The 22,939-nt window shown below is 64.2% G+C and carries 21 protein-coding genes, 1 tRNA gene and 1 pseudogene; 13 read left to right on the top strand and 10 right to left on the bottom strand.

Features of this window, described 5'->3' with window-relative positions; translation table 11 throughout:
* Positions 1–520 precede the first annotated feature (520 nt).
* Positions 521–942 (bottom strand): annotated as a pseudogene (locus tag IVB50_RS09575) (response regulator).
* A 453-nt stretch (positions 943–1,395) separates the two neighbouring features.
* On the opposite strand from IVB50_RS09575, the gene IVB50_RS09580 reads away from it, so the two are divergent.
* From IVB50_RS09580 to IVB50_RS09590, 3 genes are all read left to right on the top strand, one after another.
* Positions 1,396–2,094, top strand: coding sequence for a Crp/Fnr family transcriptional regulator (locus tag IVB50_RS09580; RefSeq protein WP_018459877.1), 699 nt, complete (start codon positions 1,396–1,398; stop codon positions 2,092–2,094).
* 153 nt (positions 2,095–2,247) lie between these two features.
* Positions 2,248–2,625, top strand: a complete 378-nt coding sequence (locus IVB50_RS09585; protein ID WP_018459876.1) for an Hpt domain-containing protein — start codon at positions 2,248–2,250, stop codon at positions 2,623–2,625.
* A 122-nt stretch (positions 2,626–2,747) separates the two neighbouring features.
* Positions 2,748–2,996 (top strand): hypothetical protein, encoded by a 249-nt coding sequence (locus IVB50_RS09590; RefSeq protein ID WP_018459875.1) that lies wholly within the window; start codon positions 2,748–2,750, stop codon positions 2,994–2,996.
* Between the two features lie 84 nt (positions 2,997–3,080).
* On the opposite strand, the gene IVB50_RS09595 is transcribed toward IVB50_RS09590, so the two are convergent.
* Complete coding sequence (locus tag IVB50_RS09595; RefSeq protein ID WP_018459874.1) at positions 3,081–3,704, bottom strand: helix-turn-helix transcriptional regulator; 624 nt, start codon at positions 3,702–3,704, stop codon at positions 3,081–3,083.
* A 340-nt stretch (positions 3,705–4,044) separates the two neighbouring features.
* Between IVB50_RS09595 and IVB50_RS09600 the strand changes: the two genes are divergently transcribed.
* Together IVB50_RS09600 and IVB50_RS09605 are read left to right on the top strand one after the other, a co-directional pair.
* Complete coding sequence (locus IVB50_RS09600) at positions 4,045–5,208, top strand: hypothetical protein (protein ID WP_018459873.1); 1,164 nt, start codon at positions 4,045–4,047, stop codon at positions 5,206–5,208.
* A gap of 544 nt (positions 5,209–5,752) precedes the next feature.
* Positions 5,753–6,961 (top strand): EAL domain-containing response regulator, encoded by a 1,209-nt coding sequence (locus IVB50_RS09605; RefSeq protein WP_026233896.1) that lies wholly within the window; start codon positions 5,753–5,755, stop codon positions 6,959–6,961.
* Between the two features lie 20 nt (positions 6,962–6,981).
* Here IVB50_RS09605 and IVB50_RS09610 read toward each other — a convergent pair whose 3' ends face one another.
* The gene (locus tag IVB50_RS09610; protein WP_039801040.1) at positions 6,982–7,836 is read right to left on the bottom strand and encodes an NAD(P)H-dependent oxidoreductase; all 855 of its coding nucleotides are present in this window, start codon (positions 7,834–7,836) and stop codon (positions 6,982–6,984) included.
* Positions 7,837–7,928: 92 nt separating this feature from the next.
* On the opposite strand from IVB50_RS09610, the gene IVB50_RS09615 reads away from it, so the two are divergent.
* Positions 7,929–8,864 carry a LysR family transcriptional regulator gene (locus tag IVB50_RS09615; protein ID WP_247295757.1) on the top strand — a complete coding sequence of 312 codons (936 nt, stop codon included), beginning with the start codon at positions 7,929–7,931 and terminating at the stop codon, positions 8,862–8,864.
* A gap of 18 nt (positions 8,865–8,882) precedes the next feature.
* Here the strand turns inward: IVB50_RS09615 and IVB50_RS09620 are convergent, their stop codons facing one another.
* The 3 genes from IVB50_RS09620 to IVB50_RS09630 form a co-directional block, all read right to left on the bottom strand.
* Entirely contained in the window at positions 8,883–9,743 is an 861-nt protein-coding gene (locus IVB50_RS09620) for a DMT family transporter (protein WP_026233895.1), read from the bottom strand.
* A gap of 248 nt (positions 9,744–9,991) precedes the next feature.
* A complete protein-coding gene (locus tag IVB50_RS09625) occupies positions 9,992–10,972 on the bottom strand; it encodes a tripartite tricarboxylate transporter substrate binding protein (RefSeq protein WP_247295759.1) in 981 nt (326 codons plus the stop codon).
* 100 nt (positions 10,973–11,072) lie between these two features.
* Positions 11,073–12,713 carry an FAD-dependent oxidoreductase gene (locus IVB50_RS09630; RefSeq protein WP_162496289.1) on the bottom strand — a complete coding sequence of 547 codons (1,641 nt, stop codon included), beginning with the start codon at positions 12,711–12,713 and terminating at the stop codon, positions 11,073–11,075.
* A gap of 113 nt (positions 12,714–12,826) precedes the next feature.
* On the opposite strand from IVB50_RS09630, the gene IVB50_RS09635 reads away from it, so the two are divergent.
* Entirely contained in the window at positions 12,827–13,738 is a 912-nt protein-coding gene (locus IVB50_RS09635; protein WP_018459865.1) for a LysR family transcriptional regulator, read from the top strand.
* A gap of 45 nt (positions 13,739–13,783) precedes the next feature.
* Here IVB50_RS09635 and IVB50_RS09640 read toward each other — a convergent pair.
* Both IVB50_RS09640 and IVB50_RS09645 read right to left on the bottom strand, forming a co-directional pair.
* Positions 13,784–13,873, bottom strand: a tRNA-Ser gene (locus IVB50_RS09640).
* 419 nt (positions 13,874–14,292) lie between these two features.
* The gene (locus IVB50_RS09645) at positions 14,293–15,432 is read right to left on the bottom strand and encodes an ROK family protein (protein WP_018459864.1); all 1,140 of its coding nucleotides are present in this window, start codon (positions 15,430–15,432) and stop codon (positions 14,293–14,295) included.
* Positions 15,433–15,764: 332 nt separating this feature from the next.
* Here IVB50_RS09645 and rplU point away from each other — a divergent pair, with 332 nt between their 5' ends.
* The 3 genes from rplU (at position 15,765) to IVB50_RS09660 (ending at position 17,271) form a co-directional block, all read left to right on the top strand.
* Entirely contained in the window at positions 15,765–16,157 is a 393-nt protein-coding gene (gene rplU, locus IVB50_RS09650; protein ID WP_007604396.1) for a 50S ribosomal protein L21, read from the top strand.
* Positions 16,158–16,254: 97 nt separating this feature from the next.
* Positions 16,255–16,524, top strand: coding sequence for a 50S ribosomal protein L27 (gene rpmA, locus IVB50_RS09655; protein ID WP_018459863.1), 270 nt, complete (start codon positions 16,255–16,257; stop codon positions 16,522–16,524).
* 153 nt (positions 16,525–16,677) lie between these two features.
* Positions 16,678–17,271, top strand: coding sequence for a GNAT family N-acetyltransferase (locus IVB50_RS09660; protein WP_018459862.1), 594 nt, complete (start codon positions 16,678–16,680; stop codon positions 17,269–17,271).
* Positions 17,272–17,338: 67 nt separating this feature from the next.
* Here the strand turns inward: IVB50_RS09660 and IVB50_RS09665 are convergent, their stop codons facing one another.
* On the bottom strand, positions 17,339–18,253 hold the full coding sequence (locus tag IVB50_RS09665) for a DMT family transporter (protein ID WP_018459861.1): 915 nt from the start codon (positions 18,251–18,253) through the stop codon (positions 17,339–17,341).
* A 127-nt stretch (positions 18,254–18,380) separates the two neighbouring features.
* On the opposite strand from IVB50_RS09665, the gene IVB50_RS09670 reads away from it, so the two are divergent.
* The 3 genes from IVB50_RS09670 (at position 18,381) to IVB50_RS09680 (ending at position 21,754) form a co-directional block, all read left to right on the top strand.
* Entirely contained in the window at positions 18,381–18,863 is a 483-nt protein-coding gene (locus tag IVB50_RS09670; RefSeq protein ID WP_018459860.1) for a MaoC family dehydratase, read from the top strand.
* An 84-nt stretch (positions 18,864–18,947) separates the two neighbouring features.
* Complete coding sequence (obgE, locus tag IVB50_RS09675; protein WP_018459859.1) at positions 18,948–19,988, top strand: GTPase ObgE; 1,041 nt, start codon at positions 18,948–18,950, stop codon at positions 19,986–19,988.
* A gap of 131 nt (positions 19,989–20,119) precedes the next feature.
* The gene (locus IVB50_RS09680; protein ID WP_247295760.1) at positions 20,120–21,754 is read left to right on the top strand and encodes an alkaline phosphatase family protein; all 1,635 of its coding nucleotides are present in this window, start codon (positions 20,120–20,122) and stop codon (positions 21,752–21,754) included.
* A 137-nt stretch (positions 21,755–21,891) separates the two neighbouring features.
* On the opposite strand, the gene IVB50_RS09685 is transcribed toward IVB50_RS09680, so the two are convergent.
* Entirely contained in the window at positions 21,892–22,857 is a 966-nt protein-coding gene (locus IVB50_RS09685; RefSeq protein WP_018459857.1) for a Bug family tripartite tricarboxylate transporter substrate binding protein, read from the bottom strand.
* Positions 22,858–22,939 lie beyond the last annotated feature (82 nt).

The following is a 22,939-nucleotide window of genomic DNA, read 5'->3' on the forward strand; positions in this document are numbered from 1 at the left end:
CGTTGTTCGGCTCCTGCTCGAACTTCACCAGCTGATTGTCCACGGTGTCCAGGCTCTCGCTGGTTTCCGTCAAAAACTCCCGCAACAGATCATCCATGAGCTACGCCTTACAGACCTGGATCTGGACCTCGACGCCCGAGCCGCGCTGGCATGAACGGAAGCCCCCACCTTGGATCGTTAGACATCCCCTTTCACGGTCCCGTTAATTTCATCCTCCGTGCTAATACGGATATTGAAGACAAGTTTGCCGTTCGACTGCATGGGACAGCGTTTTTCGGCAAGACCGGCCCCACGCCGCAGCGGCGAGACGCGTTAGGTGAACGTGCCGATAACAGCGAGACCCGGCGCGCGGGAAAGCCCTGCTTGTGAAGGAGATATGCGCGGTCTTCGCGCAAATTGTATCGAGCTGCCTGCAGCCCGGGCCGGTCTCGCCACGTCGCCTGGTGCTTTGCCGGGATATGCATCACCCGCATTTGCGGTAAACGAACCGTTACCCGCGTCCGCTGCGGCCGGTGCCGCGCTAACCCAGGCGCGCGGCCGGGGCAAGCTCGCCCTGGGGACGGTGCTCCGCCAGGCAATCGTTGATGGCGGCGAGCAGCGCGTGCGGCGTGAACGGCTTGCGCAGACAGCGCGCCGCACCGAGCTCCAGCGCCATCCGGAGGAAATCCGGGGCCGGCGAATTCAGATTGCGAACGCGTAGCCGGACATCGCTATCAGCGGAACGGCCGGCGCGCGCTCGTGAAAGATTCTGACCGATTCGAACCCGCGCATGTGCGGCATGAAGATATCGATGATCATCAGATCGAACTGTTCGTGTTCGAGCGCACGAAGTCCGGCTTCCCCTCCTTCGGCGATCGTCACCCGAAAATTGTTGCGCTGGAGATAGACCTCGATGGCCATGCAGACCATCGGGTCGTCATCGACGACGAGAATATCGCGCAGATCTTCTGTCCCCGTTTGAGCTTCCCGATTTGGCGATTCAATAATTGAACCGTGGCGCACGCCATGCTCCTTTGCTCGAGAAATGGACTGTTGAGAGCGTCCTTGGCGGAGCCGGAAAGACGATTGACGCGGAATCTGCGGCCACGCGGCGCCAAGGCAACTCCATGACGACGACGCGGCGCGGATGACCTTGAAACGCGCCGGATCAACCATGACCGCGAACAAGCTCCAAACCGATTCTCCAGCCGCACCATCTGGATCTGCTGGTTCCCAGCTCGGTAGGAATTGGGTCAGGGAATCTGTCTTGGCGAGGCCGACGTGCAGCGGCACTGACTGCGATCGGACGTCTTGTCCCAATTGCCAATATATCCCGACGGGAACATGATGGAACGTGGCCGAACGACAAGCAGTTTCCCGTGCTGGTCCGGGAGACGGGAGGCTACTTTGGAAACAATGGTACGTTCCTCCAACGGTTTCCTGTCCGCGCTGTCGGCGGACGATTATGAATTGATCCGCCCCCACCTGCGGACGGGCGATCTGCCGCACGACGCGGTGCTGGTCGCGACCGGCGAAACGCTCAAGCGCGCCTACTTTCCCCATCGCGGCGTCATCTCGCTGGTGGTGGAGCTCGCCAGGGGCGAGCACGTGCAAGTCGCCATGATCGGCCGCGACAGCCTGCTCGGAACGCTCTCGATCATGGGCGATGCCTGCGCGCTGAACACGGCCATCGTGCTGGTTCCAGGCTCCGCCTCGATGATGGACCTCGACCGGCTGCGCGTCGCGGCCGACCAGAGCTGCACCCTGCGGACGCTGCTCACGCGTCACGGACTGGCGGTCTACGCGCAGGTGCAGCAGACCGCGGGCTGCAACGCCGCTCATCCGGTGGAGTCACGGCTGTCGCGCTGCCTGCTCCACACCCATGACCTCTCCGGCGACTACCGGCTGCTGCTGACCCAGGAGGCGATGGCGCAGATGATCGGCGCTCGGCGCAACAGCGTGTCGCTGGTCGCCAACACCTTGCAGCAGGCGAATTTCATTAACTACAGCCGCGGACACATCCAGATCCTCAACCTGGACGGCCTGCGCCAGACGGCGTGCGAATGCTACGCCACCGTGAAGGCGCAGTATGACCGGCTGCTCGGCCCGCGCTGACTGGCGCTGCGGCGTGGTAAACCGGCCGCTAATTCCGGCCCGCAAACACGGAATGTCCTGCTACCGGAACTGAAATCCAGATGCCGTAGACACGGATGTGCCGCGCGCGCCTGTACGGGCCGGCGGCAAACCGTGATCAAGGCAGGCCAAACCATGTTCGAAGTCACCGTCGCGCCTGCGCAAACAGTGCTTGATGCCGAACCCGCGCGCGAGCCGGGCGCGTACCAGGCGCTGGTGCGCGAGATCGGCGAGGATGGTGCTTGCGAAGTGCGCGACGTGTTCTGGAGCGAAACCTGCGCGCGTCTGCAATCGTTCCGCACGCTCTCGCTCGCGCAGCACCACGGCAGGATCGCCCGCGAAGCGCATTCGCTGAAGGGCGCGGCCGGAACGTTCGGCTATGTCAGGCTCGCGGTGCTGGCGCTGCGGCTGGAGAAGACCGCGGAGAGGCTCGGCGACGCCGGATTTTGCGACCTCCTGGACCTGATGGACGCCGCCTACGCTGCCGCGCGCGCGCAGGAGCCGGAGGGCTGACGCGCTCGCTCGAAACGCTCCAACCACTCACGCGTGCATGCCCGCCGTACTTCTACGGCTTGGGATTTTCACAGATGGCTAATCATAGGCAGCGATAGTCGCCGGAAACCAGGAGGGTTTCCATGTTCACCTACGAGACCGCGGACCAGAAAGAAGTTCGCCGCTTCCGCATCGCACAGTTCAACGGCCGGATGGCGACGGTGGCCGCTGGCGAGGCGACGGTGACCGGCTTCGTACGTTCGGTGCTGGAGCAGGAATCGAGCATGCCGCCCCGCTGGACCATCACGATCATTCCCAACGTGCCGAAGGACGAGCTCAAGCCGCTGCGGCCCTCGTCGCGCGCGCGTCCCTTCGCCGAAGATTATTTCTGAGCACGGTCGGAGCCGCGGGTCTTTTTCGAGAAATGCCTCACGCTTGGCCCTCGCCCGCTGCCGGGCGGCCCGACGCAAGGCCCTTCAGTCGATCGAATGCAGCAGCGCCGCACGGACGAGGTCCGCCGTGTTGCGCGCACCGAGCTTCCGCATCGCCTCGGCGCGATGGCTCTCGAAGGTGCGCGGGCTGATCTGCATCCGAAGCGCACCCTGCTTGTTCGAATAACCCTCGCTGATCAGCCTCAGCACCTCGCGCTCGCGCTTGGTCAGCCGCTTCTGGCCTGACAGGCCGAGGATTTCGGCGCTCGGCACGCGCTGCAGCTGTGGCGCGCGCGCGAACTTCGATTCGGCGCCCTCGGCCCTGGACGCGATCGGCAGGCCACCCGTGTGAGAACCGGCAAGCTGTTTGACGAGGCCACAAACCCGCTCGGTCTGCACTAGCGCATTCTCCACGACCCGCTGCAAATAGGCACGGTCGCCCGTCACCGGCGCGAGCTGATCGCTGTGATGCTTGATCTCGCCCATGTAGAGCAGGAGCGCCGTGAGGGGACCGTTGAGCTCGCGGGCGATGGCGGCTGCCATTTCGTCGGCCGCCTTGGCACGGGCGGCGTTCAGACGGACGGCATCGAGCTCTTCAGTTGGAGCGGCGTTGCTTTCGTACCATTCCGACGGCCGCGAATCAGTGGCCGTATCATTCTGTGACCCCATGTCACTCGTTTAGCGGAACCCAACGCGGTCTGTAGTTAACTTTTTGCTCCGTAAGACTACGGTGAATTTGGCAGTTTTGTGCTGAAACCCCGGCACAGGCACACTTTATGCTTGAGTGGCAACGTCCCTCAACATTCTTAGGTTGCTGAACCTGCCCAATTGATAGACGGGTCGCTCGACGCCTTCTTAACGATCAGATCCGCGCCGATTACCTGCGGCCTTGGATTTTACGGATATATTAACGGCGGCTTGCTTCTCTATGTCGCAATTGAGAGCGCGCAAATGCCTCCATGCATGGGGTCGGTAGGCCTGCTGGAAACGTTGCGGAAGATTGCGTGCCATGAACGAGATCGACCAGCTATCGAACTTCCTGCAGAAGCTGACGCCGCTGTCGCGCAGCTGCCTGCTCAGCGAGCTCGAACGGCTTGAGCTGTGCGGCATCGACATGCCGGGCTCGTCCGACCTGCAGTCCCGGTTGCGCGCCGAATTTCGCAAGGACGGATCGAACCAGGCGCGCGCCACCAGTCCCTCGCGCCATTTCTTTGCGCCGCTCGAGCTGCTTCTGATCGACGGCGCGCCCGAGCATGCCAACATGGGGCGGATCTCGCGCAACACCCTCACCCCGATCTGGGAGTGGATCTGCCGCGACCTGCTGCCGACCATGGCACGCGACTACATCAAGGCGATCAACGACCAGGTCGCCGCCAACAACCAGAAGGAAGTGCTGAAGATCGCATCGACCTTCCAGACCAAGGTCGTCAAGGTTCTCGAAAGCACCCTCGCATCAGCGGAGAGCACCGAGTTCGCGCGCGGCAAGCTCGCGCAATACACGGCATCGCACACCGCCTTCGAGGACGTGAAGAAGATCCAACATGTGCTGCGCGCCGGCGCCGCGCTGCCGAAGTTCAACGACAGGCTGCCCGAGAAGATCGCGAAGTTCGACGACGGCACGGTTGATCAGATCACCGCCCGATTGGACGCCTTCAAGAAGGCCCATCCCGAGGCGCTGCCGTTCGCGCTGACGCTGGTGGCGAGGCGGCTGAAGACGTTCTGGCAATTGGTGCGTCTTGCCACCAAGGCCGCAGCGAGCAAGGGCGCCGCCGATGTCGCCGCCGCGCCCTATGCCTGCGTCGTTCACATGGTGCTCGACCAGCTCGACGACAGGCGCCTCGCCTTGCGCATCGCGCTCCGGCACAACCGGGTGCTGATTGCGCGCGACCTGCTCGCCGAGATCTACGAGACCGAATATGCGCTCAAGGTGCGGATCGACGGCATCGAGCATTGCGAATGGGGCATTCGGCTCCAGCAATTGATGGACGCGATCGCGGCGCTGGTGTCCGCCGAGGTGAGCCGCTTCCCCTCCAATGTCGGCCACATTCTCGGTTCGCGCCGGCTGCGCAGCCACGACACGCTCGGTGGCAAGCTGTCCTATCTGGCCTGGAAGGGACGCGATGCGATTGAGGACGGCGCGGCCGCGTTGCGCAAGCTGATCGGCCAAACCTGATCCCGCGCTAATGCGCGCGCGGCAGGCACAGGAAACGATCGAGAAATCGCCCTGACAGCACGAACCTGAACCACCAATACATTATTCGCCGCGACGTCATTGCTGCGATCCTCGACAGCCCACCACCGGCTGCCCAGAGCAATAGCGCACGTGCAGCAATCCGCTTGTGATGTGCTTCACATTGGCGCCAGCGCGCACCGACGCATTGTCGCAGAACCGTCACGAGCGAACCGGGAAAAATGCGCGCGTCGCGCGCAATTGAGGCGCTCCATTATTCAATTGGGCGAGGCGCGCGTGGCTTGGTCCAATTGCAGGACAGCGCGCGTACATGCAGCCGCACTGCACGTCGCGAGATCTCCAGTGATTGTCGCAACCCTGCGCCCGGCGCGCGGGTAGACGTAAAAACTTCCCGACCGAGATCCAGATAATTTTAGACGTGATGGGCGCTTTAACGTTACTCAGATAATTCGACAATCGACTGAAGCCTTCCATATTTGAAACTGCTCACGTCGCTAACACACCGGCACGGAACGGAGTGCTTGCGATGAACGACGAAATTGTAGAACTCGCCGAACGAAGGCCGAAAACCTTCGGACGGCGAAAGGTGAAGCCGCGCGCCTGCGTGGCCGACGGCAAGCGCCATCTTCGCGCGTTTCTCGCGGAAGTGCTGGAGGATCTCGGCTTCGTCACCACCGAATGCGCCAGTGCCGAGGAGCTGCAGAGCGTGCTGACAAGCGAATTGCCCGACCTGATCCTGCTCGGCATCGCCGCCGACGGCATCGAGCCCGGCAAATTTTTGGAGACGCTGGTGCGCGAGGCCTTCGACGGCAGGGTTCTGACTGTGGGCGCCCGCGAGTCGATCATCGTCAGGGCCGTGCAGCAGGTCGGCGAGGAATACGGCCTCAAGATGCTGCCGCCGCTGACGACGCCGTTTGCCGCGGAGACGCTGCGCGACCGTGTCGCGATGCTGTTGCCCGAGGAGCCGGCGCCGAGCCCCGCCGTGCACGTCGGCGAGGCCCTGCACGCCGGCTGGCTCGAGCTCTGGTACCAACCCAAGATCGACGCGCGCACGCTGATTCGCAATAGCGCCGAGGCGCTGGTGCGGATGCGGCATCCGACCTGGGGCGTGGTGCCGCCCGCCTATTTCATCCCCGAAGAGCACGACCCGAATATGCGCGACCTCTCCGAATTCGTGATCGAGCGCGCCATGCAGGACTGGCACTATCTACTGGAGCAGCAGAGCCCGGTCGATCTCGCGATCAATTTGCCGGCGTCCTATCTGAAGGAGCCGCAAGCCGTGCGTGATCTCTGCCGGCGCATGCCGACGCATCCGGCGTTCGGCGGGCTGACGATCGAAATCGACAGCGAGGAGGCGATCCGCGATCTCGATCTCCTGGCCGAGGTCGCCCGCGAACTGCGTCTGCACAATATCGGCCTGTCGGTCGACAATCTCGGCGCCAACTGGCCGTCGCTGATGGACCTTGGAAAAATTCCCTTCATCAAGCTGAAGGCCGACCGGCACTTCGTCACCGGCAGCGGCACTGATCGCCTCAAGCGCACGGTGTGCCGCCACATCGTCGAGCTTTCGCATGGCTATGGCGTGCGCGCCATCGCCGAGGGCGTCGAGAGCCGCGCCGACCTCGTCGCCGCCAACGAGCTCGGCTTCGACCTCGTGCAGGGTTTTCTGTTCGGCAAGCCGATGCCGCTGAAGAAGTTTGCGCGGAGCACGCTGACGCGGACGGTGATGGGGTGAGTCCTTGCGCGAGCGGCGGATTACGCTGTTGCCGCGCACCCCTCAGCCGTCGAGTGCACGGAGCTCGTTTCACCCATTGGGCTGCGTGCCTCGACCTGTTCGACGTGAAGCGCGAAGCTGGTCGCGCCGGAATGCTCGAGTCCTGCGCGGAGCCGCATGCTCGGAATCAGGTAATCGCCGCCATTCTGGCGCCGGTAGGGAATCGGGGATGTCGTCGCAAGCGTTCGCATCCTCTCGCGCAAACGTTCGGCAGTCGCTTGGAAACCCGCTTCGTCCAGTTTGTCGGCCTTGTAGACGACGAACGGCGGAAGCACGTCATAGCCGGGATAATAGAGGATGCCGTGATTGATCGGGAACAGCAGGTCGTCGATCGGCCCGTTGATCCCGCGCGCCGAATAATGCTCCTGCCAGCCGCCGGCGGTCACGATCAGCATCGCGCGTTTGCCCGCCAGCCTGCCTTCGCCGTAACGGTCGCCCCACCGCTTGTCGCTGTGCTCGCCGACGCCATAGGCGAAACCGTAGGCGAACACGCGGTCGACCCAGCCCTTGAGGATGGCCGGCATGCTGAACCACCATAGCGGGAATTGCAGGATCAGGACGTCCGCCCACAGCAGCTTCTCGATCTCGGCCTTGACGTCCGCGGTGAGTGTACCCGACTCGAACGCCTGCTTGGAGGCGGCGGCCGGCGCCAGCCGCCCGTCCGGCGGCAGCAGCGGAAAATCGGCGCGGCCGACCTCGGATGTCCATCCCTGCGCGTAAAGGTCTGACACCCGCACCTCGTGTCCCTCAGCCTCGAGTTCTCTGACGGCAACGTCGCGGAGCGAGCCATTGAGGGAGCGCGGCTCGGGGTGAGCGAAGAGGATCAACACTTTCATGATCAGCACCTTGGTTGACGATTGCGAGCAGCAGGTAGCGCCTCCGACTGCAATCCGGTAGTTGTCGCCGATGGATAGGATCATGCCGAAATATGGATAAATCGGACGTGACGCTCGAACGCATGCGCAGCTTCGTGCGGGTCGCCGAGCGCGGAAGCCTGTCCGCGGTCGCGCGCGAGCTTGGTCTCGGCCAATCGACAGTGACGCGGCACCTTCGGGAACTGGAGCAGGCCGTCGGCGTGCCGCTGCTCACGCGGACCACGCGCAGCGTGACGATGACCGAGGAGGGGCGCCGCTATTACGCCGACTGCGTGCAGATCCTGCGCCTGGTCGAACTCGCCGGCGACGAGGCGCGCAGCACGCGCGGCGCGCCTGCCGGAACGGTGCGCGTCTCCTGCACCGCCGCCTTCGGCGTGCTCCACGTCAGCCGTCTGGTTTTCGCGTTCCAGGACCGCTATCCGGACGTGGCGGTGGATCTCAGCCTGACCGACGAGCGGATCGACCTCGTGCGGGAAGGTGTCGATATCGCTTTGCGTCTGGGGCCGCTCCCCGGCAGCTCGATGAAGCTCAGGCTGCTTGGTCAGTCGCGGCGGGTGCTTGTGGCCGCACCGGACTATCTGGCGTCGCGCGGCAGGCCCGCGCGCCCGCAAGACCTCGCCAGCCACGAGGGTGTCAGGATGTCGAACATCGCCGGCAGCGACGTGCTCGTGCTGCACGGGCGCCGCGGCGGCCGTCATGTGGTCCCCTTCGCAGGGCGGCTGCGGGTGGATCACGGGCTTGCCGCACGCGAGGCGCTCGCGGCCGGTCGTGGCATTGCGCCGGCGCATCTTTGGCTCGTCGACGACCTGCTTGCCTCCGGCCAACTCGAGCGCGTGCTTGAAGACTACGCGCCGCCGTCCGTTCCGCTCAACATGCTGATCGTGCCGGAGCGGTCCGGCATCGCGCGGGTACGGCTGCTGGTCGATTTTCTTGCCGAGGGAATCGCACAGCTGCCGGGGATTGAAAAGCCGCAACCGGGCAAGAGGTAAGGCCGCATCAATTCGGCCTCAGGCAAACCGCCGTGCGAAGAAGACGCAGGCGACCACCAGCGCGGTCGCGACGATCATGCTCCAGGCCACAGGTTCGTGCAGGAGCAGGCCTGCAAGCGCAAGGCCGAAGAACGGCTGGAGCTGCTGCAACTGGCCGACGCGGGCGATGCCGCCGATCGCAAGCCCGCGGTACCAGAAGATGAAACCGACGAACATGCTGAAGACCGAGACGTAGGCGAGCCCGATCCAGGCGGGCACACCGACGCCGCTCCATGTCGACGGCCAGGTTAGAATCGCGACCGGCACCATCAGCGGCAGCGACAGCAGCAGCGCCCAGGAGATCACCTGCCAGCCGCCGAGCCGGCGCGACAGCGCGGCGCCTTCGGCATAGCCGAGCCCGCACAGCACGATCGCCGCGACCATCAGGAGATCGCCGGTGAGCGATGCGGTGCCGTCGTTGGACAGCGCAAAGCCGGCGACAGTGGCGCTGCCCAGAATTGCAAAAAGCCAGAACATCGGCTGCGGCCGCTCGCCGCCGCGCAGCACGCCGAAGATCGCGGTCGACAGCGGCAAGAGCCCGATGAAGACGATCGAATGCGCCGAGGTGATGTGCTGGAGCGCAAGCGCCGTCAGCAAGGGAAAGCCGACCACGACGCCGATGGCGACGATCGCGAGCGAGACGAGATCCTTGCGCTGCGGCCGCGCCTGACGGAGCAGGCCGAGCACGGCCACACCGATCAGCGCCGCGATGACCGCGCGCGCCGAGGTCAGGAACAGCGCGGAAAACCCGCCGACCGCCACGCGGGTCGCCGGCAGCGATGCGCTGAAGATGATGACGCCAAGAAGCCCGTTGCCCAAGCCGCTGCCGGAAGAGTGCATGCCCATCTCGCCTTGTCGGTGGTGATCCGAACTGGCGAGGCCAGCCGGTGTCGCGACGATTACCTGTAAGCCTCCCAAGGCCCAACAACAAAAAGCGCGAAAACAACCCCATGCACAGTAGCCGGAGCTGCAAGATCAATGACTTACGCCGGGGCGGAATCGTGTTTCTAGACCGCGATCGTGATGCGGCGGGCGCTGAAGGCGAGCCGGGGATGATTGCCGACGAGCAGCAGGGCTGCGTGGGACACTTAATTCGCCTTGATGCCCGCTTCACTGATCAGCTTGCCCCATTTCGAGCTTTCGCTTTGGATGAAGCGGCTGAACTCCTCCGGCGAGGTCGGTGCAGGCTCTGCGCCAAGCGTCCGGATCTTCTCGACCACCGATGGATCCTTCAGGGCCTTTCCGAAGGCTTCGTTCAACCGGCCGACGATATCGGCTGGCGTGCCGGCCGGAGCAACCAGCCCGAACCAGCCAACGGATTCGAAACCCGCAATACCGCTCTCGGCGAGTGTCGGCACATCAGGCAAGGACGACAGACGCTGCGCAGACGACACACCGATGGCGTTGAGCTTACCTTCGAGGATCAGTTGCCTCGATGCGGGGATATCCAGTACCGCGAAGGGGACATGGCCTGCGAGAACATCGACCGTCGCCGGCGCGGTCCCGCGATAGGGGACCAGCTCCATGGCGATCCCGGTCTTCTGCGTGAACAGTGCCGCGGTCAAGTGCATGGCGGTCGAATTGCCGCCATGCCCGATCGACAACGCGCCCGGCTTGGCCTTGGCGAGCGCGATCGATTCCGCGACCGTATGCGCCGGCACGTTCGCTGACGCAACCAGCACGAAGGGAATTTTCGCGAGCAGGGTGATCGGCGCAAGATCCTTCGGATCGAACGGCATCGACGAATTGAGATGCGGATTGACCGTCAGGCTGCCTGCCGGCGCAATGCCGAGCGTATAGCCGTCAGGCTTGCCCTGCGCGACCGCGGCCATGCCGATGTTGCCTCCAGCACCCGCGCGGTTCTCGATCACGAGACCCTGTTTGAGCTCGGCAGTGACCAGCGGTTCGAGCGCGCGGATGACGGTATCGGCGCTGCCGCCGGGCGGAAAGGTCACGATGATCTTGATCAATTGCTCGGGATAGACCGCTCGGACCGCCTCCAGCGGCAGCACGGCGAAACTCGCGGCCGTCAGCACGGCCAAAATACGGCGGCTTGCAACGTGAAACACGTTTCCCTCCTGGTGCGAGTCTTTTTTTGTTTTGTGAACCACGACTTTGTAAATCACCTGCCGGCGGACTTCGCCGCGAGACCGTCCGCTTCAAATCGCCTTACGCCGAAGCGCCGGTGATGCGCGTCAGCAAGCCTTGTGGGTCCGCTGGCGCGGCCTGCCCGCGCCAGGCGATGTGCTGATCGGGCCGCGCCAGCACCAGCTTCTCGGCATACGCGCCGTTCGCTTCGTCCGGCGCAATGTCGAGCAGCGCGAGCGGAATGCCGCGCTGCTCTGCGGCAGACTTCAATGGCGCTACATCGATCGCCGGATCGAACCGCAGCAAAGTGTAGCCGACGCCGAAGGCATCGTAGAGCGATCGCCCGTCCCGCAGAAACAGGTGCGGCGCGCGAGCGCCCGGCACGGTGGAGGGGGTGAAGCTGCCCATCGCGTAAGCGGGCGGCGTCTCGCCGTCATAGGCGATGATCGGCGAGGCATCGTAATAGTAGCCGAAGTTCAATCCGGCACAGCAATATTGCTGCACGTTGAGATCGTAGGCCGCCCTGGCCAGCGCTGCGCGCGCGGCGTGGCCGCGCGGCGTGTCGTCCTCGATCTCCGCGGAGACTCCACCACGCTGCGCCATCATCTTCATCGCATGGTCCATGGCAAAGCGCGACACCTGTTCGGTGATGGGCTGACGCTCCGCCTCGTAGGCATCCAGGATCGAAGCCGGCGCCCACCCGTTCAGATGCGCCGCCACCTGCCAGCACAGGTCGACGGCGTCCGCAATCCCCGCATTCATGCCGTAGCCCGCATACGGCATCCACAGATGCGCGGCGTCGCCGCAGATGAAGACTCTGCGGTCGCGGAAGCGATCGGCGACAAGCCGGCGGCCGACCCAGTCCTCCTTGCTGAGGACGCGGTATTCGAAGCGCTCGTCGACGCCGAGAATGGCGCGGATCGCCCAGTCCCGATCGACCGAATCAAATTCGGGCTCGTCTGGCTTCAGGTGATTATGGATCAGCCAGCGGTCCTGACCGTCGATCGCCACCGTCGTGCCTGAGCGTCGCGGGTTGAGCGAGAGCACCATCCAGGCCGGCTTGTGCGCGCCCATCAGCTCCTTGAGCTGCGGCGCTTCGATGAAGGTCGATTGCACGCGCTGGATCACCGGCGTGCCGGACAGGTTGGCGCCGATCGATCTGCGAACCAGGGAACGGCTGCCATCGCAACCGATCACAAAGGAAGCCTCGATGCGGAGCGAGCTTCCGCTGTCGAGGTCGCGCGCCAATGCGACCACATGGTCGTCATTCTGCTCGATGTCCGTGATTTCCGTGCGCGCCAGAATGGTGATGCGCGACTGAGCGGCGGCATGGCTGAACAGGATCGGCTCGAGATAGACTTGGTTGATCCGGTGCGGCGGCTCCGGCGTCGGCCACCAGGTGTCGGGGCCGCCGGTGGCGCTGTAGCGGCGTGCGCGCGAGGGAATGTCGATGCGGCACAGCTCGATGCCGGTCGCCGTGGTCCGGTAGGAGCAGTCGTTCGGGAAATCTGCGGGCAGGCCTGCGTCGCGCAGCTTTGCGGCGACGCCGAGCCGGCGGAAGATCTCCATCGAACGCGCCGAGACGTGATTGCATTTGACGCTGGGCGGATCGCCGGCATGGCGGATCTCCGCGACCACGACGTCGATCCCACGGGAAGCCAGATCCATCGCCGCGGTCAATCCGACGGGCCCGGCGCCCACCACCAGCACCTGTGTCCTCATGTTCGTTTCCAATCCCTTGGCGATCGCCGCTTCACCGACCACGGCATGCATTTTATTGCATGCTCGCTTATGTGATAAGCCGGAAAGAACTCATCAATTCATGAGCTTTGCCTATGAACGTCACCTTACGGCAATTGCAGGCCTTCACCGGCGTGTACCGTACGCGCAGCATCACGCGGGCTGCGCGCGAGCTGGGGATCACGCAATCGGCGGCGAGCCTGTTGATCCAACAGCTCGAAGCGCAGCTCGGCGTCAAACTGTTCGATCGCTCCACTCGTTCGGTGCAGCCGACGCGGGCCGCTGACGAGGCAGTTCATGCCGCCGAACGGATGCTGGGCGATGCGCTGGGCCTGTCGCGGCGCATGCGTGACCTCGCGCAGGCGCGCGCCGGCCGAGTCGCGTTTCTCGCCTCAGCCGGTACCGCATCGGCACTGCTGCCCTCGGTGCTGGCAAAATTCCGGGCAGGCTATCCCGACATCGAAATCGACATGCGCGACGTCGCCGCCGACGATCTCGTTCCACGTCTGATCGCGACGGATGCGGAGTTCGCGATCGGCAGCGTCGAGGGAGAATTCGCGGAGCTGACGATCGAGACGCTGACCCGCGGCCGCCTGAGCGCCATCGGCCGGCGCACCCCCGACTTCGCGGCACGGCGCTCACTGACATGGGACGAATTGGATCAGATGCCGACGATCGCGATGCGGCGCGAGACGCGGATACGCATGCAGATCGATCAGGCGCTGGGGAGCCAGGGCAAGCACCTCAACCCGACCTATGAAGTGACGCTGATCAACACCGCGCTCGCCATGACGGCGCAGGGCCTCGGCCTTGCTATCCTTCCTGCGACGATGCTGCCGGCCGATCAATTTCCAACTCTGATCGCAAAGCCGCTGATACGCCCTGCCATCACCCGCCCGGTGTCGCTGCTGCAGCGCCAGGGTCGGACGCTGTCGCCGGCCGCGCAGGCGTTCGTGGCGACGGCGCGGACGGTGCTGGCGGAGCGAGAGCCGGCAAGATCAGACTGATCTGCCGAGCTTTCTGGAAAGCCGTTTTATTGTGGCGGATGATGTTGGCGGAGAGGGAGGGATTCGAACCCCCGATAGGCTTGCACCTATGCCGCATTTCGAGTGCGGTGCATTCGACCACTCTGCCACCTCTCCTGAAGGCGCCAAGTAAGGAGCATGGCCCCTGTGGTTCGGGCGTTAATAGGCGAGGATGGCGGGCCAGACAAGGCTTGCGAGGGCGAAAATCGGGCCGGTTTTCCGGCTGGACCCACGATGTCACGGTGATGATCGGGGGCGATCGCGGATTTCGGCGGCGGTTTGCGCGGGAATGGGCCTGAGCCGTTCGCCACTGACCCGGCGCGAGCCCGATGCGGCACGTCGGTGCCGAATCACTGGTACCCGCAAAAGGCGGGGTGGGACCGCCAGACGCGGTAAACACTGGCGGTCCCGGTGCCGCTCATTGAAATACTGGCTGGGAAGGGCGGCTTCGCCGGCCAGGTGAGGCGACGGTTTCGACCGTAGCGTGCGGGCGGTGCACCGCAACGCAATCCGGTCCTTAACCTAACCAGTCAAGGTTACTCCTTGTCGGACTTGGCCTTTTTCTTCCCGTTCTCCGTAGAATCGCGGTCTTTGTCTTTGTCCTTGCCGTTGTCCTTGCGGCGGTTGGTGAAGCGGGCATTGCCGAGGCCGGTGCCGATGGTGAGCACGCCCCAGCGATCGACGTCCTGCATGAACGGCACCTCGGAGAGGCCCTGAACCACGCCGTCATTGTGCATCAGGATCGCGGTGTCGTGCTCGCCGATCTGCGGAATGCCCTCGAGCAGGCTCGCCGGCAGGTTGAACTTGCTGCTCTCCCAATTGCCCGGCAGGTTCTGTGCGCCTTTCTCGATGGAGCCGTCCGCGTTGATCACGCCGGGACAGGCGATGCCGATGAACGGCGCCAGCTTGTAGCCTTCCTTCTCGGCCTCGGTGATCAGCCCCTTCAGCATCTTCGTCAGCCGCTTCACCGCGCCTTCGCGCGTCGGCTCGTCGTCGGCATGACGCCACAGCTCGGACTTCACGACCTTGGCTTTCGACAGGTCTTTTGCCTTTTTCCAGCTGGTCTCAACCAGGCCGCAGCGGATGTTGGTGCCGCCGATATCGACGGCGAGGATGCTGTCATGGGCCTCGAAGATCCACGACGGCGCCAAATGCAGCGCGCCGATCAGGCCGGCCTCGTCGGGATGATGGCGGATCGGCAGCATGTCGATCTTGAAGCCCTCGGCGATGAGGATAATCTCGGTGCGCGCGATCGCGAGCTCGCCGAGCCGGGAATCGCGAAAACCGCCGCCGACCACGATGCGCTCGGTCTTGGCCCAGGCCTTGGACTTGAGGAAGCGGCGGGTGACGTAAGCGAGCTCCTGGGCGAAGTCCTCGATGGCGCTATGCACCACCGCCCAGGCCTCGGTGTCGTCGCCGACCAGGATGGCGTCCAGCGTCTTCTTGCTGATCTCGTCCGACGGCTCCTTGCCGAACGGGTCCTCGCCGGACTTGCGCAGCGGCTTGCGCCAGCGCTCGAGGATCTCGCGGAACGCGCCCTTGCTGGCGCGGTCGCCGATGAAGCCATCCTCGTCCTTCATCTCGATGTTGAAGCTGTCGATATCCACCGACGGCAGCCGCTCCGCGCCGTGATGAGCGATGCCCGTCGTCGTCTTGACCAGCTCGTCTGTTGCCATGGTAAGCCCCTTGCCCGTGTGACTGAATTCGCCGGGACAACGGCGGGGGAACCTGTTGGTTGCGGCGCGGTCCGAAATTCGCCTGCGGGCCGGATCGGGCCCAAATGCTTCAAATCCGGCCGTTTTCGCCGGCTTTTCCTTGACTCCGGGGGATCAGCGGCTATAAATCCCGCAACCGGCGCGGGGCGTTTCTCGCGCCGCTTGTTTTTACGTGGGTTTTCAAAGGGATAACTCCCGCCCGCACAAAACTCGCATAAACCCATAACGACTGACAAAAAGCCGGCCCCGACAATATGTCGCGAGGCCGGGAATGAACACGAAGGAAAACAACGATGTTCGCAGTCATCAAAACCGGCGGCCGGCAGTACCGCGTCGTTCCGGATGATGTCCTGGAAGTAGGCAAGATCGAAGGCGAAGTCGGCTCGATCGTGCAGCTCAATGAAGTTCTCCTGGTCGGCGGCGACACGCCGATCCTGGGTCTGCCCACGGTCGCCGGCGCGTCCGTTGCGGTCGAGGTGCTCGACCACAAGCGCGGTCCCAAGGTCATCGCTTTCAAGAAGCGCCGCCGCAAGAATTCGCGCCGCAAGCGCGGCTATCGCGACGAGATCACCGTGCTGCGCATCTCGGAGATCCTGACGGACGGCGCCAAGCCCACCAAGGGGCCGCGTCCGAAGCGGGAGAAGGTCGCCAAGCCAGAGACCACGACCGAAGAGGCCGCCGCATAATTTGATCACGCGCCGTCACGAAGTGATGCGTGAGAAATTGTGAAATGATTCCGTCAAGGAATTGATCTAGAAATACGTAGAATTTCGGAGACGAGCCATGGCTCACAAAAAAGCAGGCGGTTCATCGCGCAACGGTCGCGATTCCAAGGGCAAGCGCCTCGGTATCAAGGCGTTCGGCGGGGAAGTTGTGATTCCCGGCAACATCATTGCGCGTCAGCGCGGCACCACCTGGCATCCCGGCCTTAATGTCGGCATGGGCACGGACCACACCTTGTTCGCCAAGATCGAGGGCCGCGTAACGTTCCAGGCCAAAGCCAACGGCCGCACCTTCATCTCGGTGCTCCCGCTCGCAGAGGCGGCTGAATAGACGGTGGATCAAATTTGGAGTCCGCCGGGTCCCAGACCGAACCGGCGGAGTCCTTGAGATCACAGATCGAAGGCTCCAGGGGAGGCGGGAAACCGGCCTCCCCTTTCGTTTGCGTGCTCACTTTTCACTTTAGTGACTTCGACGGAGCCGGACATGTTGCAGGATTTTTCGAGCGTGACCTTGCGGGAGGCGAGACCCAGCGTCGTCGCCACCGAGCGGCTGACCTTGCGGCGGCCGACCCTCGCCGATGTCAGGACCATCGCCCTCCTCGCCAACGACCGTCGCGTCGCCGAAAACACAAGGCGCCTCCCGCATCCCTATTCGCAGGACGACGCCATCGCCTTCATCCGCGCCAGCGCCCTGCCCGGCAGCGAGACGGTGTTCCTGATCGAGCATGACAGCGGCCCCATCGGCATGGTCGGCATCGACCGCTCGACGCCCGACAACGCCGAGCTCGGCTATTGGCTCGGCGTCGAGCATTGGGGCCGGGGCTTTGCCACCGAGGCCGCACGCGGCGCGATCGACTTCTTCTTCGAGGAGTTCGAGGACGATCATCTCTATGCAGGCGCGCGCGTCACCAACCCGGCCTCGCGCAACGTGCTGGAGAAGTGCGGCTTCCAGTGGAGCGGCGTCCAGCTGCATCGCTTCCTGGCGCTGGGCTCGTCCACGCCCGTCGACTGCTTCCGTCTCTCGCGCGGCGTGTGGGCGTCGCTGAAGAGCTGGAGCAGCGCGCGAAGGGTGAGGTAGGGCGGAGGCGGCTCAAACTGTCGTCCTGGTGAAAGCCAGGACGACGCTCGAATTTATTCCGCTGTAATCACGCTGGCGGATTCACATCCGCGTCCCTGCGTCCGAGATCGCGCTCACGCAGATAAATATAGAACCCGGCGGCGATGATGATGGCGGCGCCGACGATGGTGGCGATTTCGGGCACGTCGCCGAACACGACGAAGCCGAAGATCACCGCCCAGACGATCATCGAATATTGATAGGGCACGACGACGCTGGCCGGCGCGAGCTTGAGCGAGCGGTTGACGCAGAACAGCGCCGTGACCGAGACGCATCCCGCCAGCGCGAAGATCACGAGGCTGCCCGATGTCGGCGGCACCCAGTGGAACGCCGACAGCACAGCGCCCAGCAAGAACGTGCCGACGAATTGCGACGACGCCATCACGATATCGGGCGTCTTGCGCAGGCTGCGCGTGATCAACATCAGCGTTGCGAAAGAAAGACTGCCGCCAAGCGCGATCAGCGCCGGCAGGCTCACCGTCTGTGCCGAGGGCCGCAGCGCGATCAGGACGCCGCAGAAGCCGATCAGGATCGCCGTCCAGCGCCGCCAGCCGACCTTCTCGCCGAGAAAGATCGCCGACATCGCGGTGACGAAAATGGGCCCGGCGAGATAATAGGTGATGACGTCGGCGAGCGGCAGGTAGACCGTCGCAAGGAAGAAGGCCGCCACTTCCAGCGTCGACAGCACGACGCGAAAGAGCTGGAGACCCGGCCGCTCCAGATGCAGGAACTGGTGACGCTGCCGCCAGACCAACGGCGACAGCAGCAGCAGCGCCGCGCAGGCGCGCAGGAACAGCAGCTGCCCCACCGAATAAGTCCCGACCAGGAACTTGCCCATGGCATCGCCAAACGAGAACATGAAGATCGACAGCACCATGAGCGCAATCCCGGCAAGGCGCGCCGAGCGTTCGTCATAGGCCGATAGATTCTTGAACAGGGGCATCGAGCGCCGTTGTAATGACGCAGGCCGTCACGACAAGCCCGCGTTGGACGAATTGAACGGATTGTCGCACTCTCCGCGTCGCGGTAGCGACAGGTGTCTCACAAGAGAGCCAGGAAAGAGCTTAGCCATGACCGACTTCGACCCGGCCCGGCATCGCATGATCCCCGCGCAACGCTGGTTTGAGGATTTCGTGGTCGGCGAGCGCTTCGTGCTGCCGAGCCGCACGCAGACGACGGCGGTGTTCGCGGCGTTCCAGACCGCGAGCGGCGACACGCATCCGGTGCATTACGACGTGGAGTATTGCCGCAGCCGCGGCATGCCGCATCTGCTCGCCCACGGTTTCCAGACGCTGATCCACACCGCGCCCGGCGCCGGCCTGTTTCCGTTCATGGTCGAGGACTCCCTGGTCGGCTTCCTCGAGCAATCCAGCCGGTTCCTCAAACCTGTCTTCGCCGACGACACAATCTATCCCGCGCTCGAGGTCACCGAGCTGGTGCCGGGACGCTCGACCGGCGTGGTGACGCTCAAAAGCACCGTGTTCAACCAGCGCAAGGAGCTGGTGCTGGAGGGCACGCAGAAATTCCTGATCCGGCGCCGGCCAGCTGGTTAAGCAAGGCCACAAATCGCCGGGTTTCGGCCGATTTGCGGGTCCATCCGGGTTGCCGCGCGGGACCGGCTGGCCTACCTATGGCCCATGAAATTCCTAGACGAAGCAAAGGTCTATATCCGCTCCGGCGACGGCGGAAACGGCTGCGTGGCGTTCCGCCGCGAAAAATTCATTGAATTCGGCGGCCCCTCCGGCGGCAATGGTGGCCGCGGCGGCAATGTCATCATCGAGGTCGCCGACGGGCTGAACACGCTGATCGACTATCGCTACCAGCAGCACTTCAAGGCCCAGAAGGGCGAGAACGGCTCGGGCTCGGACCGCCACGGCGCCAATGGCAAGTCGATCGTGCTGAAGGTCCCCATCGGCACGCAGATCTTCGATGAAGATCGCGAGACCATGATCCACGATTTCACCACTGTCGGCGAAAAGTTCGTGCTGGCCGAGGGCGGCAATGGCGGCTTCGGCAACGCGCATTTCAAGACCTCGACCAATCGCGCGCCGCGCAATGCCAATCCCGGCCAGCCCGGGGAGGAGCGCTGGATCTGGCTGCGGTTGAAGCTGATCGCGGATGCCGGCCTCGTCGGCCTGCCCAATGCCGGCAAATCGACCTTCCTTGCCAAGGTCAGCGCGGCCAAGCCGAAGATCGCCGACTATCCCTTCACCACGCTGCATCCGCAGCTCGGCGTCGTGAATGCCGACGGCCGCGAATTCGTGTTGGCGGACATCCCCGGCCTGATCGAAGGCGCGCATGAAGGCGTCGGTCTCGGCGACCGCTTCCTCGCCCATGTCGAGCGCTGCCGCGTGCTGCTGCATCTCATCGATGCGACCTGCGAGCACGCCGGCAAGGCCTACAAGACGGTGCGAACGGAGCTGGACGCCTATGCCGGGCAGCTCACCGACAAGATCGAGATCGTCGCGCTGAACAAGATCGACGCGATCGAGCCGGACGAGTTGAAGAAGCAGAAGGAGCGGCTGAAGCGCGCCGCCAAGAAGACGCCGCTGCTGCTCTCCGCCGTCACCGGTGACGGCGTGCAGGAAGCGTTGCGCTCTCTTGCGGATGTGATCGGCGAGAGCCCGGTGTCTGCGAAAGCGAAGAGCGCGGCCGAAGCGGAGCCGTGGTCGGTTTGATTTTTCGTCGTCCCGGCGAAGGCCGGGACGACGCTGGAGTGTACGGCCGCAGACGCGTGCATCGCTGATAGCTTGTCTTCGCGCCCTCGATAGCGCAGCATCCCACAATCAAGAAACGGCAGGGATCACGCATGGCGCGCGCGAAGAACGTTCTCTGGATCATGTGCGACCAGCTTCGCTATGACTATCTCGGCTGCACCGGCCATCCCACGCTGAAGACACCGAACATCGACGCCATGGCGAAGCGCGGCGTGCTCTTCAGCAAGGCCTATGTGCAGTCGCCGATCTGCGGCCCCTCGCGGATGTCGTTCTACACCGGGCGCTACATGCGCTCGCACGGCTCGCACTGGAACGGCTGGCCGTTGCGGGTCGGCGAGCCCACCCTCGGCGATCACCTCAAGAAGCTCGGCGTGCGCTACGTGCTGGTCGGCAAGACCCACATGGCGCCCGATCTCGAAGGCATGAAGGCGCTCGGCATCCCGCCGGAATCGATGATCGGCGTGCACGTCGCCGAATGCGGGTTTGAGCCCTATGAGCGTGACGACGGCCTGCATCCCACGGGGCGGCCGCGTCCGAAATACGACGAATATCTGCGCCAGCAGGGCTTTGATGCGCCCAATCCCTGGGAGCATTGGGCCAATTCAGGCGCGGCCGAGGACGGCTCGCTCCAGAACGGCTGGCTGCTCGTGCATGCCGACAAGGCCGCGCGCGTGCCGGACGAGCATTCCGAGACGCCCTACATGACGCGACGCGCCATGGATTTCATCGGCGAGGCCGAGACCGACGGCAGGCCGTGGTGCCTGCATCTGTCCTACATCAAGCCGCACTGGCCCTACATCGCGCCCGAACCCTACGCCAGCATGTATTCGACATCGGACATGATCCCGGTGATCCGCTCCGAGCGCGAGCGGCAGAACCCGCATCCGGTGTTCGGCGCCTATATGGACATGCGCTACTCCCGCAACATGGCGCGCGACGATGCCCGCGAGAAGGTGATCCCGACCTATATGGGCCTGATCACCCAGATCGACGCCCAGATGGGCGTGCTGATGAAGTTTCTGGAGGAGCGCGACCTGCTGGACACCACCATGATCGTGTTCACCTCCGATCACGGCGACTATCTCGGCGATCACTGGATGGGCGAGAAGGATCTGTTCCACGAGCAGTCGGCGAAGATCCCGCTCATCATCATCGATCCCTCGAAGGAGGCGGATGCGACGCGTGGCACGCGCAACGATGCGCTGGTCGAAGCCATCGATCTCGCGCCGACCTTCGTCGACTATTTCGGCGGCAAGGTGCCGGGCCATATCCTCGAGGGACGCTCGCTGCTGCCGCTGCTGCGCGGCGAGAGTCCGCCGGATTGGCGCAAGGTGGCGTTCTCCGAATACGACTATGTCATGCAGGACGTGCGGCTGAAGCTGAATCAGCCGATCGAACGCTGTCGCCTGTTCATGGTGTTCGACGGCCGCTGGAAATACATCCACGCCTCAAGCTTCCTCCCGATGCTGTACGACCTCGAAACCGATCCGGAAGAGTTTCTGGATCGCGGCGACGATCCCGAGTGCGCCGGCGTCATCGCTCGACTGCAGGCCGAGCTGTTCGACTGGGCGCTGCATCCCAACGACCACATCACGACGCCGCGCGAGAAAATCGCCGCCTATGCCGACAACCAGCTCCAGGTGAAGGGCGGGATTTTGATCGGTGTTTGGGACGAAGCGGAGCTGGCGTCGATCAAGGACGGGATCGCGCAGCGCGCGAAGCTGTGAGTGAGCGGAAAGAGCCTCTCTCAGCTCGTCATGCCCGGGCTTGACCCGGGCATCCACGTCTTGCGTTAGGTGGCGGTGCACGTGGATGGCCGGGACAAGCCCGGCCATGACGGCGGAGAGCGGAGCGCAAACAGAAACTAATTCTCGATCTTGTACCCCGTCGCCTTCACGACCGGCTGCCAGAACGCGGTGTTGGCGGCGAGCTCCTTGGTCAGACCTTCCGCGCTGCTGCCCACCGGGATCAGACCGATCGCGGTGAGCTTCTCCTTCACCTCGGGCTTGGCGAGCGCGGCGCTTGCGGCCGCGCCGAGCTTGCTTGCGAATTCCGGCGAGCTGCCGGCGGGAAGCCACATGCCGTACCAGGCGTCGGCGACGAGATCGATGCCGCTCTCTTTCAAGGTCGGCACCTCTGAGGCAAAGGGCGAACGTTCCGCGCTGCTCACCGCGATGATCTTCACGCCCTTGGCGCGATGCTGCGCAAGCGCGTCGGCCAGCGTGGTGATCCCGAACGGAACATGGCCGCCGACGAGGTCGTTGAGGATAGCTGCGCTGCCGCGATAGGGCACGCGGCTCAAGGGAATGCCGAGGTCCTTCTCCAGCTTCGAGCCCATGAAATGCGGAATGGTGCCGCTGCTGGGTACGCCGAACGAGGTCCTGTCCGGATGTGCCTTCAGCCAGGCCGCGAACGACTTGAAATCCACAGCGTCGACCGCCGGGCTGATCACCAGCGCAAATTCAAAGCGCGCCAGCAGCGAGACCGGGACGAAATCCTTTGCAGCATCGAAGCTCGGAATCGTCTCGACCATCGGCAGCAGGTACATCGTGGGTCCGGTCGTCACCAGCACCATGCTGCCGTCGGGGCTTCCCCCCTTCACCGCCTTGATGCCGATCAGGCCGTCACCGCCGGTGCGGTTCTCGACCACGATGGTCCGCTGCAGTGCCGGCGCCATCTCCTGCGCGATCAGCCGGCACAGCGTGTCGCCGCCCGCGCCGGCCGCGAACGGGAAGATGATCTTGGTGAGCCCAGCCTGTGCGCGCGTCGCTCCCACCTGCGCCAGCAGCGGCAGGCTCAGACACCGGACCATGAATTTGCGGCGATCCATGGGTTTCCTCCACCGTTATGGTTGGCAGCATGAGAGCCGGACGGCCGCCCGGGGCAACCCGGCGTTCATCCTTTAGCATGCC

It is taken from the genome of Bradyrhizobium sp. 87, from assembly GCF_023073015.1.
Lineage (GTDB): Bacteria > Pseudomonadota > Alphaproteobacteria > Rhizobiales > Xanthobacteraceae > Bradyrhizobium > Bradyrhizobium canariense_D.